Genomic DNA, 15,887 nt, shown 5'->3' with positions numbered 1-15,887 from the left:
TATAAAATTAATATGATATTAAATAATATCATAAAGCACTTTTTACACTATATCAAGCAATATATACACTATTTGTTGCAAAAATGTTGTATATAATAAAAGTATAATAGATAAACAATTAATGGAGGAATAGAAATGAAATTATATGAATTATTAAGAGATATAGATTATATGCTAATAAATGGAGATGTTAATAATGATATTACAAGTATTTGCTACGATTCTAGAAAGGTAAAGAAAAATTCAATATTTATATGTATAAATGGAAATAGAGTTAATGGGCACGATTTTATAAGTGAGGCTATTAAAAATGGAGCTATAGCAATAGTGGTTGAGGAAGAAATTAGTATTAAAAGTGAATATATTTCATTAATAAAAGTGGAAAATGCTAAATTAGCTTTATCAAGTATGTCGAATTTATTTTATAAAGAACCATCTAAAGAAATAGAATTAGTTGGAGTAACAGGAACTAATGGTAAAACTACAGTTATCCATTACATTAAAGATGTACTAGAAGCTTATGGAAAAATTACAGGAATAATAGGTACTTTAGGTTATGAATTAAAAGATAAAGAAATAAGTATAGAAAAGATAAATCCAACAACCCCAGAATCATTAGAGCTTCAAGCTGTATTGAGAGAATTTATTGATAAGGATGCTAAAAATGCAGTAATGGAAGTTACATCTTCAGCACTCGCAAAGCATAGAGTTGATTTTTGTAATTTTAATATAGGGGTATTTACTAATTTATCACAAGATCATCTTGAAGAACATGGGACAATGGAAAATTATAAGAATGAAAAGATAAAATTATTTCGTAAATGTAGTCTTGGTATTATTAATTTTGATGACAAAATTGCTGAAGAAATTATAGAAAAATCTACTTGCAAAATTTTAACTTATGGAATAAGAGAAGAAGCAGATATTAGAGCTACAGAAATACAATATAAAAATGATTCAGTGAGATTTAATGTTGCTTTTAAAGGAATAAGTAAAGAAGTAAAAGTTAATATTCCTGGAAAGTTTACAGTTTACAATGTTTTGGCCACTATAGGAGCTTGCTATGGACTTGGATTAGATATTAATGAAATTCTAAAATTAGTATCTAATATTAAACATGTTCCAGGAAGACTTGAAATGGTTAAAAATAATTTAAACAAAAATGTAATAGTTGATTATGCGCATACTCCTGATGCTTTAGAAAAATTATTAATGATGGCAAGAGATATAACTGATGGAAAACTTATTACGGTATTTGGATGTGGTGGTGATAGAGATAAAACTAAGAGAAAGATAATGGGAATGGCAGCTGGAATTTTATCGGATTATTGTATAATAACTTCAGATAATCCAAGAACTGAAGATCCAATAAGAATCATTGAAGAGATTGAAGATGGAATGGAAAATATAGATTCAAAGTATGAAAAAATAGCAGATAGAAGAAAAGCAATTGAAAAGGCATTAAAATTATTAAATGATGATGATTTATTATTAATAGCAGGAAAAGGTCATGAAGATTATCAAATTATAGGAACTACAAAAATACATTTTGATGATAGAGAAGTAGTTAGAGAAATTTTAGGATAAGGCATAATCAAAAAAATAACAAGTTAATATGCTAGTCTATTTCGTGTCATACGGAAGCTCGACTCGTATTCGCTCGCTGAGTAAGTGATTCACACCAAATCATAGATTTGGGTTCTCTACTCATCAGTGTGTTCACCTAATAGCAACTATGAGGTAAACATACCTTCTCGTCTGACGCAAAATATACATCGCATTTTGGACTTGTTATTTTCTTTCATATGCCTAAGTAATTTGTAGGAGGAGAGAAATTTGAAGTTTCTAAAAAGTTATAAGTCATCGCTAATTTTATTATTTTCCATTTTGTTAGGTGGATGTATAGGATTAATAATAGGGGAGAAAGCAAGTATATTTGCTCCTTTTGGAAATCTATTTTTAAATCTTATATTTACAATGTTGGTGCCTATAGTATTTTTTAGTATTGCATCTTCTATAGCTAACATGGATAGTTCAAAAAAACTTGGGAAAATACTTGTGGTAACTATAATTGTTTTTGGAGTTACTGCAATTATTTCAGGAATAATAGGAGTAGTTAGTTTTAAACTATTTAATCCAACTACTGGTTTAGATTCGTCAACATTTAATAATTTAATGAGCACTAATGAAGCAGAGACAGTTAAAAATGTAGGTGCTCTAGAAAAAATAGTTTCTAGTATTACTGTTGGAGACTTTCGAGAACTTTTATCTAGAAGTAACCTACTTGCATTAATATTATTTTCTGTGTTAATAGGATTTGGGACTATGCTTTGCAGAGAACAAGGCAAGGCATTTGCTTCATTCTTAAATAGTGGAGCTGCTGTAACTATGAAAGTAGTTAATATAATTATGTATTATGCACCAATTGGACTCGGAGCATATTTTGCAAATGTTATTGGTCAATTAGGTGGTCAAATCTTAAATGGATATGTAAAAGTATTTGTATTGTATTTAGTTGTTTCTATAATATATTTCTTTATATTTTTTAGCATATATGCATATATAGCAGGAAGAAAAAGAGGAATAAAAATGTTTTGGAAAAATGCAATAGAGCCTTCAATAACAGCATTAGCAACATGCTCAAGTGCAGCATGTATTCCAGTTAATATAAAAGCAGCTAGAAATATGGGGGTATCAAATACTTTAGCTAATATAATAATGCCAATTGGAGTTAATATTCATAAGGATGGTTCAGTTATTGGAGGAATATATAAGATAATGTTCTTATTTGCTATATTTGGTAGGGATATAAATAATATAAGCTCTTTAATAGCTATATTAGGAGCAGGACTTTTAATTGGTGCCGTAGTTGGTGCAGTGCCAGGAGGTGGGGCCATAGGTGAAATGCTAATTTTAAGTATATTTAATTTTCCACAAGAAGCACTAGCGATAATGCTGGTAATAGCTACAATAATTGATGCGCCTGCTACACTATTAAATTCAGCAGGAAATACCGTTTGTACAATGATAATATCTAAATTTACAGAGAAATGCTAAAATTAAAAATATACCATGAAATAAATGAAATAATAGAGCATTTCAAAGGTGAAATAATCAAGACGTTGATAGGTAATCTTTTATTGAGATTACCTATTATAAATGTAGGTGTATAATAGAGAAAGAATAAAATATTTGAATGCGAAAATCCCAAAAGATAATCTGGCTGCTAAAAAATTTGGTAAAGATATAGTGCAAAGATAGAATTAATAAATGATAAAAATTATGTATATAGTGTTATAGAAATTTATAATATTCCCATTGCGTGTAGTAAGTGAGAAAAGTGTAGATAGTATTATATAAGCAGAAGGAGTAAAAACGTGAAATTAAAAATTTTAGTAGATAATAACACATATATTGACCAATATTATTGTGGTGAACCAGCAGTCTCATATTATATAGAAGATGAAGATATTTCTATATTATTAGATGTAGGATATTCTGATTTGTTTATGAAAAATCTAGAGGCATTTGGTATAGACTTAGATAGTATAAAAACTATTGTTATTTCCCATGGTCATGATGATCACACAAGAGGGTTGAAATATTATTTTAACCAACCTCGTAAAAATAAGATATCTGTTTTGGCTCATCCAGATGCATTTAAGGAAAAAGTTATTGGCAATTTAAGAATTTGTTCTCCTATATTAGAAGAAGAATTAAAAGAAAAGTGTAATTTAATTCTATCAAAACAACCTGTTAAACTTAGTGAAAATATTATATTTTTAGGTGAAATACCACAAGTGGTGAATTTTGAAAAGAGAAAAGATATTGGTAAACAAATGGATAACCAAGATTTAGTTGATGATTATGTAATGGATGATACAGCACTTGTATATAAAAGTGATAAAGGTATATATATTATTACAGGATGTTCACACAGTGGGATTTGCAATATAGTAGAATACGCTAAAGAAGTGTGTAATGATAATAGAGTACTTGGAATTATAGGTGGCTTTCATTTGTTTGAACTGTCAGAACAAGTAAGTAAGACTATTGAGTATTTTAAGGCGAATAATATAAGAGAATTATATCCTTGCCACTGCACATCATTTGCTGTTAAAGCAGAAATACATAAAACTATACCTATAAAAGAAGTTGGAGTAGGTCTAGAAATACAATGGTAATACATACAACTTGAGTTGCATTTCCAAGATAGTACAAAATTAAAATAGGTAGTCAGCTTTGAGTGCCTATTTTTAAGATATGTTAATATACATTTATAATTATGAATATATATATTGTAATAGAATAAATGTAAAATTAGAGTAGAGGAGTCTGATAAATTTATGAGAAGTACATTACTTATTAGTGAAAGTTATTACGGAACTTCAAAGAAGGTAGCAGATATATTATCGTTAATCTTAGGTCCTGCAAAGCATGTTGAGATAGATGAAGAATTACCAGAAGTAAGCAAATATAATAATATAGTATTAGTACTTGGTTTTTATGGATTTAATACAGCGGATAAGTTAAAAAAGTATTTATCCTCTATAAAAGATATAATAAAAAATAAAAGAATAGCTATAGTAGGAGTAGGGTTGTTGGAAAACTATATCAATAATGATGTTTTGTCCATTGAAAAGGCAATGAATAGAGAAGCTGATATAATAAATTTTGTGCAAGGGGAAATTAGGGTAGAGAAACTTACTAAAGATGATAAAAAAATATTAAAAGCATTTCTAAAAGAGAAACGTATACCATTAACAGACATGGGAAGTTTAAATAAAAAGGAAATACTTGACATTGGTAGTAAATTGGCTAAAGTGCTAAATAAACCGGATAAAGAAATGAATAAAAAAGAATTAAAGGATGAAATTAATAAGTTTATTGAAATTAATAATACTTGTACACTAGCAACAGGAAGTGGAGATTTTGTTAGAAATACACCTATAGAATACACATATTATAAAGATAAATTTTATTTTATTAGTGAAGGCGGTTTTAAGTTTAAAGGGATATTACAGAATTCCAATGTGTGCTTAGCTATATTTGATAGTTATACATCTATGAATGAACTTAAAGGAATGCAAATATCAGGAGAAAGTGAAATAATTCCTTGCTGGAGTGAAGAATATATTGAACTAATAAAAGTTAAAGGATTAAATATTGAAACGTTAAAAAATCTTTCAGTGAATTTGAATTTAATAAAAGTAGTTCCAAGCGTATTTGAATTTTTAAACACAGATTTTAAAGCAAAAGGAATGGATTCAAAACAATATTATTTTGTAAATTAGAAAGAAGAGTTAATAGTTTACGCAGAATGGGAAATATATAATGAAAACAATAGGATGAATTTGTATAATGCATCTGAAAAACTTTTCATTTCTATTTAATTTAAATCTAAAGCTATCTATATTACGTAAACCATGTTATACTTATGGAAATAGATTTTAGTATGATTAAAATGGCTATTAATGATGGCCATTTTTATTGTGCTTAGAAAAAGAGGGAAGAAATATAATATATGAAATTTGAAGAATTAAACATAATAGAACCAATATTAAAAGCATTAAAAGATGAAAATTATAAAGAGCCTAGTAAAATACAGGAAGAAGCAATTCCATCGATTTTACTTGGAAAAGATTTACTTGGATGTGCACAAACAGGAACAGGTAAAACTGCTGCTTTTGCAATACCTACATTACAGTTATTACATAATTCAAATAAGATTGCAAAGAAGAAAAAAATACAATCGCTAATTTTGACACCGACTAGAGAATTAGCAATACAAATATATGATAATTTTCAATCATATGGTAAGAATTTGAATTTAAAGTCTGCAGTAATATTTGGTGGGGTATCACAAAAACCACAAGAAGAAGTATTAAGAAAAGGTGTAGATATATTAATAGCAACACCAGGAAGATTGAATGATTTAGTAAATCAAAAAATTATAGATTTAAGTGAAATAGAGATATTCATATTAGATGAAGCTGATAGAATGTTAGATATGGGATTTATAAATGACGTAAAAAAAATTATAAGATATATTCCTAAAAAAAGACAAACACTATTCTTTTCAGCAACTATGCCTAGCGAAATCAAAAAATTAGTAAGCACACTTTTAGTAGACCCAGTTGTAGTAGAGGTAACACCTGTATCATCAACTGTTGATAAGATTAAACAATCACTTTACTATGTTGACAAAGCTAATAAGAGAAAATTATTAATAAGCTTATTAAAAACAGATGAAATAAAATCAGCATTAGTTTTCACAAGAACTAAAAGTGATGCTAATAGATTAGTAAAGTATTTAGAAGATGCACAAATAGGAGCAAAAGCAATTCATGGGAATAAGTCTCAAAATGCTAGACAAGAAGCACTTCAAAGCTTTAAAGATAAAAAAATACAAGTTTTAATAGCTACAGATATAGCAGCAAGAGGAATTGACATTGATGAATTGTCACATGTAATTAATTATGGTTTACCTAATATACCAGAAACTTATGTACATAGAATTGGAAGAACAGGTAGAGCCGGGCAACGTGGAATCGCTATATCATTTAGTGATGTAGATGAAGTACCTTTTGTAAGAGATATAGAGAAATTGATTAAAAAGAAAATAGATGTGGTTGAAGGACATAAATTTCCAATGGTAAATTTAACACCAAGCCCTAAGACTAAAGCAACAGGAAATAGACCAAGAACTGGGCATAATACTAGAGTTAAAGGAACAGGAACTCAAAGTACATCTAAAAATACAACTGCAGGAAATACAAATGCAAATAAGACTGCAGCAACAGGAAGTGAAAATACACGTAAAGCTGTAGCAACAGGAAATACAAACAAAGCTAAAACAACAACATCAGGAAATAAAAATACATTTAAATCTACAGCTACAGGAAATCAAAATACATTCAGAACTGGAGCAACAGCAAACCCAAATACACGTACAGCTGGAGCAAAGAAGAATACAACTAGAAGAACAAGTTTTAAATAAATTTCAAATTAGATTTAAAGCACCAATAGTATTAGAGATAATATTGTTGGTGCTTTTTTATTAAAGCTTATTGTGGGTTTGATTTTTTTGTTAATATATCCAAGTATTAATTTTAATAAATTCATATGAGCATTTTATGCTACTGATACATCTAATAACTGTAATACTTAGCTAGGTAGTATAAATTAAGGAGGAAAAAGATGGAGTTGATATCATTTTTAAATTATAGAAAAAAATCAACGGTGTCTAAAGCAAAGAAAGGTGACAAAGAAGCTTTTTTAGCACTTATAGATGAAAATAGATTAAACCTTTATAGAGTAGCTAGAGGAATTTTAATAGATAAGGAAGATATTGAAGACGCTCTTCAAAATACAATAATACATTCGTTTCAAAAACTAAATTCCTTAAAACAGGATGAATATTTCAGAACTTGGATAATAAGAATTTTAATTAATGAGTGTAATGAAATATTAAGAAAAAGTAAAAGAGTTACTTATTTAGATGAAAATAATAATACTGAAATTTGTAGTGATAGTTATGAAAATATGGATTTGACAAGAGCAATAAATTCTCTGAGTGAAGAGCTAAGAATAACTACAGTATTATTTTACTTTGAAGATATGAGTCTTAAGGATATTGCAAAAATATTGAAAATTCCAGAAGGAACAGTTAGATCTAGACTTACAAGAGCAAGAGTAAAACTTAGAGAAATCATAAGTGAGGTGGAATATGATGCAAGTAAGTGATGATTTATTTGATGATAAAATAAAAGAGAGATTAAAAAATGAAATCAACTATATTCCGGAAGATGTTAATAAAAAAATAAATGATGCAGTTAAGAAAATAGAAAAAAGAAGATTTAATGTAAAAAAGGTTGGTAGCATATGTGTTATTTGTGTAACAGCCACAATAATATTAGGAATAGCCATGCCGGCTTATGCAAGTAATATTCCTATTATAGGGAGTATCCTTAAAATGTTTAATTATAAAACTTATGAAAACTATGATAAATATGCTTCGGATTTAAACATAACTAAAGAAAGTAATGGATTGAAGATTACTATTAATAAAGTGGTTTACGATGGACTTGAAATATATATATTTTATACTGGTGAAAGTGAAGAAAGAATGGAACACAGTCCAAGTTTTGATGAGGCTGAATTAAAAATAAATGGGAAGAAAACATCTTTTGCTAGTGGAGGAACTGGAAATTTTATAGATGATAACAAGACTTATGTTGGTATGGAGCATTATTCAGTAGTAATGAATAATATAGTACCGGAAGATATTCAAAATAAAAAAAATTATGGAGGATATATAGAAATACCGGATAAATTTATATTAAGTTTAAATATAGATAAGATGCAGTATTCAGAAAATAATTATATTAAAGGAAAATGGGATTTTAATATTCCTGTAAGCAGTGAAAAAGTTAATGGGAACGTTAATGAACAAGAGTGTAATATAGATTTAAGCAATATAGGTAGTGAAAATCATATAAATAAGATTATTACAACGCCAATAAATACAGAAATACAAGGAACTAAAACGTATGATCAAGAAAATTCAAATGAGGATTTATATTTTGTTGTATTTGATGATAAAGGAAGATATATTGAGTCTAAATCTTCAGAAAGTCAGGGCTATATTGATGATGATGGAAACCATATCAAGTATTTTAATAATAGATTCAAAGAAGTTTATGATGATACAGAATCACTAACATTTATACCATACAAGTATATTTTTAATAACGATGATGATACTGAAAAGGAAATTACTGCAAAACTTAATTTGCAAGGAGAAACAAGGTTATATTCGGATGATGGAAAAGAGTATGCTACCATTACGAGAATTGAAACTAAAAATGGAAAAACAAAAATTTATTATAAATCTAAATATGGAGTTCATGTGGCACCAATTGAAATAACAAATAATAAAACTAATGAGAAGATATTATCTATTGATAATTCTGATGATAGGGTTTACAGAAAACAAGAGGAAGAGAGTACTTATATAAGTAATAGCGATGAATATGTAATTACTTGTGATAAAGTAATCACAGAAGGAGACTATTCAGTTAGGGCTAAAGATCAATCAAAAGCTATTGAAGTATATAATGATGACAAGTTCACAATAAAGGTTAAATAGTAGGGCTTATAATTATTGATGGAACTTCAAAGATTTTTAATAATTACTTTTAAGAGAGTGAGAAAGAATAACTTCAACTTGAATAGGAATGGTTGAAGTTATTCTATATCTAAATACAAAGCGAAAGATAAGATTGAATCTATAAAGAAAATTAAGCATACAGTTAAGTAAATTTATTGAATAATTATAAAAATAGCTTCAATCCAGAAATTGATTGGAGCTTTTGTTTATTGAATTTCAAATTAATGTAGTATAATACAGTATAAAAAAGAATGATAAGTAGAGAATTTAGTATAACGATTATAAATAAAGGAGTATATCCTAATGAAAAAAGGTTTTAATATAGATGAATTTCTATTAAAGTATCCACATTCTAAGGAAACAATTTTAAAAGATAACATTAACATTGATAATGTTAAAGAAATTTATAAAGATTACATGGAATATAAAAACTCATATGAAAATCAAGCAGAGTTCATAGCTAATATATTGCGTTCACAAAAAATGGTACATTCAGTTAAGTCTAGAATTAAAGAGCCAGATAGATTAATAGAAAAGGTTATAAGAAAGACAATTGACAGAAAAAGCAAATATGGGAGCGAATTTGAGTTTACAATAGATAACTATAAAAATGAAATAAATGATTTAATAGGAATAAGGGTTATACATATATTTAAGGATCAATGGCAAGAAATACATGAATTTATTTTAAAAACTTGGAAGGTTATAGAGATAACTGCAAATGTTAGGGCTGGAGATAATATAGAGGTTTTTGCTGATCAAAATATTGAGGTGAGATCAAAAGCTTCAGGATATCGTTCAGTGCATTATTTAGTAGAATTTTATCCAACAAGCCAAAAAGTTATTGCAGAAATACAAGTCAGAACAATTTTTGAAGAAGGTTATGGTGAGATAGACCATAGGCTCAGGTATTCACATAAGGAGATTCCTGAAATTCTTCAATCTAATTTATTATTATTCAATAGAATTGTAGGAAGTGCAGATGAAATGGCTTCTTTAATTAACAATCTGGGTAAGGAATGGGGGGCAAAGGAACTAAATTTAAAAAATATAATAGAAAAACAGAAAGCAGAGATAGCTAAATTAAAAAAACAAGTGAATAAAAATAATATAGAAAACAATTTATAAGGTGAATCAGAAATAAAAGTGAAAATAGAGAATATATGAATATACTTAAAAAAATGATTTTTTATGGAGAAGAAGAGATGTAGATATTTAACTTAGTAAAGTTGTATGATTCTATTTTTTACATAAATTATAAACAAGTCGGGAAATGTTGAATTTGGCAAAATTGAAGAATAGTTACTTGACTATAAATGAACAATTTATATATAATTAATATATAAGAAAAAAATCAGTAGGAGGTAGTTGAATGATTTTTGTGCCTCAATACAAATTGAAAAGTGGAATGAAACTAGCTTCTAATATAGACTTGAATTATAATAAAAAATCTGATGCATTTTTATTGACAAAAGGAAAAATATTAACAGAAAAAAATATCAATAAATTAATAAGTTTTGGCGTGTTAGGAGTATATATTGAAGACGGAAGAACAAATGAAATTCTAGATAATAGATTTAAAAAAGAATCAGTGCTAGCAATTAAAACAATTTTCGATAGCTGCGGGAATACGCATCGAATTCTAGCTAAAAATACGATAAGACAAATAGAAAAGGTATCAGAAATGCTTGTTCGTAACATAAAAAAAAATAAAGAAATTACCATAGGAATTTCTGATTTGCAAACCTATGATGCAAATACGTATTTGCATTCCTTAAGTGTAACAGTTATAGCAATTGCAATAGGAACAGAACTAGGTTTAGACAGGACACAATTATGCAATTTAGGAGTATGTGCTATGCTGCATGACATAGGAAAAGTGGAAATTCCAATTGAAATAATATCAAAACCAGGAAAACTTACAGAATCTGAATATGATATTGTTAAAACACATACGACTTTAGGAGCAAAGTATATTAGTGGAAATAAAGAAATCAATAAGGATATATATTTAGGTGTGATTAGTCATCATGAAAAGTTTGATGGAACAGGATACCCTGAAGGATTGAAAAAAATGGAAATTCCGTTTTTTGGAAGAATAATTGCAGTTTCAGATGTATATGATGCATTAACGGCTAATAGACCATATAGAAAACCTGTGAAACCATCCGAAGCAATTGAATATATCATGGGAGGTATTGGGACAAGCTTCGATTATGATATTGTAAAAGCATTTTTGAAAAAAATTGAGACATATCCTATTGGTTCACGGGTGTGGTTAAGTGATGGGAGAACTGGAGACGTTATAAAAGGAAATCCTAATGATCCATTAAGACCTGTTCTTAAAATCATAGGAGGCAAAGAAGAAATACTAGATCTTCACAATGATTTTAATTTGAAAAACATTGTAATATCTGGTATTGATTATAATTATTTAATAAACAAATGATTAATCACAATAAGTGCACTTTAACAATTTTCTCTCTACTAAGCAGTAAATAAGAAATTCTTGTTTATTGCTTTAGGTACTATCAAAAAAATAACAGGTCAGTATGTTAGTCTGTTTTGTGTCATACTTCGTCAGTAATATTAGCTAATAGTCAACTATTAGTTAACATTACTTCCTTGGCTGACATAAAGTGAAACTTTTAAGGTGAAATTTCACATTTCAGCTGAATTTAGTTGAACTTATACCCTCAAGGGGTACCTCGTCTTAAGACAAAATATACATTGCATCTTTAACTTGTTATTTTCTTTCTAGTGCCTTATTTGTGTTTAAATAAAAAAAGACTATGCATATATTATTTTTTTGTTATAATAAAACATGTACATTACATAGTAAGGCTATCAGAAAAGTTAGATATTGGGGATGAGATAGAAAAATTAATACATATTTGATTATTATATAAGGTATATTCAAAAAAATACAAGTTAGTATATTAGTATGTTTTGTGTCATATTCTTAAACTTGAAAGGAAGAAAAATTAATGGAAGTTTATTTTGATAATAGTTCGACAACAAAACCTTTAGGGACTGTAATAGATGAAGTAGCTTTTGGTATGAAGGAGTTTTATGGGAATCCTTCTTCTCTGCATAACTTAGGATTGAAAAGTGAAAGGAAGCTTAAAGAGTGCAGGGAAATATTATCTAAGACCATAAATTCTAGTGAAAATGAGATACATTTTAATTCAGGTGGAAGTGAAGGGAATAATTCTGTACTTAAGGGGATTTTAAAAAGTGGAACTCATTTTATTACGACTCCATTTGAACATGCATCTATTTTAAATACTATAAAAAAATTAGAAGATAACAACATTAAAGTAACATTCTTAAAGATAAATGAAGATGGAAGCATTGATTTAAATCATCTAAGAAATTCTATAACTAAGGAAACTGTACTTGTTTCAATAATGCATATAAATAATGAAATTGGAGTAATTCAAGATTTAAAGACAATAGGTGAAATAATAAAAGAAAGTAGTAGCAGAGCTAAATTTCATGTTGATGCTGTTCAAAGTTATGGAAAAATACCTATAGATGTAAAGAAAATGAATATAGATTTCTTGACAGTAAGTGCTCATAAATTTCATGGACCCAAAGGCGTAGGATTTATATATATTAGAAAGCCTAATACTTTAATTCCGTTAATAGAAGGTGGATCTCAAGAATTTGGACTAAGAGCTGGTACTCAAAATATACCAGGGATAATGGGGATGAGTTTAGCTTCTAAAATTGTAAATGATAAAATCAATGAAAATTATAAAAAGGTTTCTGGAATAAAGAAAAAGTTTATTGAGAAATTAAGATCTATAGAAAATATAAGGATAAACAGTTTATTAAATGAGAGTTTTTCACCTTATATTTTAAATGTTTCATTTAAAGGAATAAAAGGTGAGGTATTACTTCACTTTTTGGAAGAAGCAGGAGTATACGTATCTACAGGTTCAGCTTGTTCATCTAGAGAAAGAGAAAAAATTGGTGGAAGTTATGTATTAAAAGCATTAGGATTAACTCAAGATGAAATATCAGGTGGGATCAGATTTTCTTTTTCTGATGATAATAAAGAAGAAGAAGTAGATTATGTAATGGATAATTTAAATAAAGGAATTAACTTTTTAAGGAGGAAAAAATAATGAATGAACTTATTTTAGTAAAGTATGCCCCGGAAATATTTTTAAAGGGATTAAACAGAGGTAAATTTGAAAAAAAATTAAGAGATAATATAGGTAAAAAGCTTGAAGGTATAAATGCAGAATTTACACATGATAGTGGAAGATATTTTATTAAGACTGAAGAAGTAGAAGAAAGTATTAAAAGAATTAGTAAGGTGTTTGGGATATTAGAAGTATGTTTAGTTAAAGAAGTAGAAATAGATTTAAATTCAATAAAGGAAGTTGCTTTAGAAAAAGCTAAAGAAACAAAGGATAAGACTTTTAAGATAGTTACTAACAGAGCAAATAAAAGCTTTGAATTAAATTCTTTAGAAGTATCAAGAAAAGTTGGTGGATATGTTCTTGATAATTATGATGGTGAAATAAATGTTGATGTTAACAATCCAGACCTTATAATAAATATTGAAATAAGAAATAATTATACATATATTTGGTCTAATAAAGATGTAACAAAAGGCTCAGCAGGTCTTCCTTATGGAATGAATGGTAGCGCAATGCTAATGCTATCTGGAGGAATAGATTCTCCCGTCGCAGGATATCTTATGGCTAAAAGAGGTGTTGAGGTGAACTGTGTTTATTACCATAGTCACCCATATACATCAGAAAGAGCTAAAGATAAGGTTAAGGATTTAGCTAAAATACTAGCACAATATACAGAAAAAATAAATTTATATATTGTTCCATTTACAGAGATACAAATGGAAATCATAGATAAATGTAGAGAAGATGAACTTACTATAATAATGAGAAGATTTATGATGAGGATAGCCTGCAAGCTTGCAGATATTTATGGAATTGATTCAGTATGTACAGGAGAAAGCATAGGCCAAGTTGCAAGTCAAACTATGGATGGTCTTATTGTGAGCGATGATTGTGCTGATAGACCAGCATTTAGACCGCTAATTGCTATGGATAAGACAGATATAATAGACATAGCAAGAAAAATAGGAACATTTGAAACGTCAATTCTTCCTTATGAAGATTGTTGTACAATATTTGTTCCAAAGCATCCAAAGACTAATCCAAAGCTTGATAAAATCAGAAAAGAAGAAGAAAAATTAAATATAGATGAATTAGTAGAAAAATCAATTAATAATATTGAAATTGTAAACTTTTAGTTACTTTATAAAAAACTTTTAATAGTGCATTTATATAAATCTCCAAGTTGTATTTTGAGTCGTAACTTAATTATAACGAGGATTTTGTATAAATTGATTGTTAACAGAAAAAATTGAAATATATAAAAAAGTATGTTATAAATATATATATGATATGTTTAATTAATATAAGCATGCAGTAAAATAGTAATTGCTATATAATTAAATAAAAATAGCTTTATTATTTTGAAAAAATTAATAGGAATGGGGTATAAATAATGATAATAGTAAATTGTGCATTAAGACAAGACGATATAATAGCAATAGTAGAAAATCTTGAGGTTGAAAACGAAAAAGTTTTTAAGTTTGTAAAAAAGCAAGGACTTCAAATACATTTTGATTGTAGCCTTAGTGATCAAAACAGTGTAGTTGCAATAGTAAAAAAAGAAATAAAAGCTACTGAACTTGGAAAAGCATTATTTTTCAGTGTTGCTGCAAAATAAGGTTTGTTAATATAATAAATTTCAAATTATAGCTTAAAAGATTGAAAAAATAGACTATTATTTTAAATAATTCATAGGATTATTAAAAAAATAGTCTATTTTCTATATATTAGCCTTTTAAATTAACCTACTATTTCAAAAGGTTTCTTTTCTGATTTTTCTGTTCCTTTTTCATGTGACTTAAATCTATATTCATCTATGCTAAATAAACTCAAAGATAAAATTAATATTATTACAGCAAACCATATTGATTTAACTCCAACTTGTGAAGTTAAGATTCCAGAAAAACAACATCCAATTATAAAAGAAAATATTACTATTGCATAGCGAGCAGTTATAATAGATGAATTACTATCCTTTTTTACAAAAGTTTTATAAGCTGCTTGTGATGCAGATCTCAAATTACCTGTACACATAGTTGTGCTATAAGGTGAATCAACCAGCTTTGCAAATGAAGCAATTTGAACCGAAGAAACAAATGAAATTGGAATGGTTACAAATGCATCAGGTACAGTAGATGGTATAAATCCTATAATAAAAAGAACTATGATTTCAATGAGTAAAATAATACGATCCGAATATGTAACAGAAATAGATGATGGAAATCTAAAGTCTTTTATTTTTTCAGTTACTAATATCCCAATTATAAAAGCTAAAATGGGCAAAAAAGCCATAAAAGCTTGTCTAAAGTTTCCCTTTGTAATGTCTACACCAAATAGCACAATATTTCCAGTTTGGGCATTAGCAAAAACACCACCTCTACATATAAAAGTATATCCATCCAAAAAGCCTCCAACTATCGCAAGGAGAACTCCAAGTCGAACAGATTCAGAAGTTTTAGTAGGTACTTGAATTTTTTTTTCTTTAGTTATGTGCATATCTTTAATAATCAATATTAAAAAATCTCCTTTCAATTTAATATTCACATATGACCTATGAAAAA

12 protein-coding genes and 1 pseudogene are annotated in these 15,887 nt (G+C 27.7%); 12 read left to right on the top strand and 1 reads right to left on the bottom strand.

Features of this window, described 5'->3' with window-relative positions; genetic code table 11:
• Positions 1–135 precede the first annotated feature (135 nt).
• The 12 genes and pseudogenes from psyc5s11_RS18635 (at position 136) to psyc5s11_RS18580 (ending at position 14,944) form a co-directional block, all read left to right on the top strand.
• Entirely contained in the window at positions 136–1,587 is a 1,452-nt protein-coding gene (locus psyc5s11_RS18635) for a UDP-N-acetylmuramoyl-L-alanyl-D-glutamate--2,6-diaminopimelate ligase (RefSeq protein WP_224033984.1), read from the top strand.
• A 249-nt stretch (positions 1,588–1,836) separates the two neighbouring features.
• A complete protein-coding gene (locus psyc5s11_RS18630; protein WP_224033983.1) occupies positions 1,837–3,057 on the top strand; it encodes a dicarboxylate/amino acid:cation symporter in 1,221 nt (406 codons plus the stop codon).
• A gap of 320 nt (positions 3,058–3,377) precedes the next feature.
• Entirely contained in the window at positions 3,378–4,184 is an 807-nt protein-coding gene (locus psyc5s11_RS18625) for an MBL fold metallo-hydrolase (protein ID WP_224033982.1), read from the top strand.
• Between the two features lie 162 nt (positions 4,185–4,346).
• Positions 4,347–5,294: a flavodoxin domain-containing protein gene (locus tag psyc5s11_RS18620; RefSeq protein ID WP_224033981.1), complete on the top strand. Its 948-nt coding sequence runs from the start codon at positions 4,347–4,349 to the stop codon at positions 5,292–5,294.
• Between the two features lie 230 nt (positions 5,295–5,524).
• Positions 5,525–6,757: pseudogene (locus psyc5s11_RS18615) on the top strand (DEAD/DEAH box helicase); the annotation flags it as partial.
• Positions 6,758–7,200: 443 nt separating this feature from the next.
• Positions 7,201–7,746, top strand: a complete 546-nt coding sequence (locus tag psyc5s11_RS18610) for an RNA polymerase sigma factor (protein ID WP_224033979.1) — start codon at positions 7,201–7,203, stop codon at positions 7,744–7,746.
• Positions 7,730–9,151, top strand: a complete 1,422-nt coding sequence (locus psyc5s11_RS18605; RefSeq protein ID WP_224033978.1) for a DUF4179 domain-containing protein — start codon at positions 7,730–7,732, stop codon at positions 9,149–9,151. The genes psyc5s11_RS18610 and psyc5s11_RS18605 overlap by 17 nt, the downstream gene beginning before the upstream one ends.
• A gap of 324 nt (positions 9,152–9,475) precedes the next feature.
• Entirely contained in the window at positions 9,476–10,300 is an 825-nt protein-coding gene (locus psyc5s11_RS18600) for a RelA/SpoT domain-containing protein (RefSeq protein WP_224033977.1), read from the top strand.
• Between the two features lie 244 nt (positions 10,301–10,544).
• On the top strand, positions 10,545–11,621 hold the full coding sequence (locus psyc5s11_RS18595; protein ID WP_224033976.1) for an HD-GYP domain-containing protein: 1,077 nt from the start codon (positions 10,545–10,547) through the stop codon (positions 11,619–11,621).
• A 538-nt stretch (positions 11,622–12,159) separates the two neighbouring features.
• Positions 12,160–13,305: a cysteine desulfurase family protein gene (locus psyc5s11_RS18590; protein ID WP_224033975.1), complete on the top strand. Its 1,146-nt coding sequence runs from the start codon at positions 12,160–12,162 to the stop codon at positions 13,303–13,305.
• Positions 13,305–14,462 carry a tRNA uracil 4-sulfurtransferase ThiI gene (thiI, locus tag psyc5s11_RS18585; protein ID WP_224033974.1) on the top strand — a complete coding sequence of 386 codons (1,158 nt, stop codon included), beginning with the start codon at positions 13,305–13,307 and terminating at the stop codon, positions 14,460–14,462. The genes psyc5s11_RS18590 and thiI overlap by 1 nt, the downstream gene beginning before the upstream one ends.
• Before the next feature lie 257 nt (positions 14,463–14,719).
• Complete coding sequence (locus tag psyc5s11_RS18580; protein WP_224033973.1) at positions 14,720–14,944, top strand: hypothetical protein; 225 nt, start codon at positions 14,720–14,722, stop codon at positions 14,942–14,944.
• Between the two features lie 122 nt (positions 14,945–15,066).
• On the opposite strand, the gene psyc5s11_RS18575 is transcribed toward psyc5s11_RS18580, so the two are convergent.
• Positions 15,067–15,837 carry a YoaK family protein gene (locus psyc5s11_RS18575; RefSeq protein ID WP_375541964.1) on the bottom strand — a complete coding sequence of 257 codons (771 nt, stop codon included), beginning with the start codon at positions 15,835–15,837 and terminating at the stop codon, positions 15,067–15,069.
• Positions 15,838–15,887: the final 50 nt, after the last annotated feature.

The sequence above is a fragment of the Clostridium gelidum genome, from assembly GCF_019977655.1.
In the GTDB taxonomy this organism is placed as follows: domain Bacteria; phylum Bacillota; class Clostridia; order Clostridiales; family Clostridiaceae; genus Clostridium; species Clostridium gelidum.
This window is presented reverse-complemented; position numbering and strand designations above follow the sequence as displayed.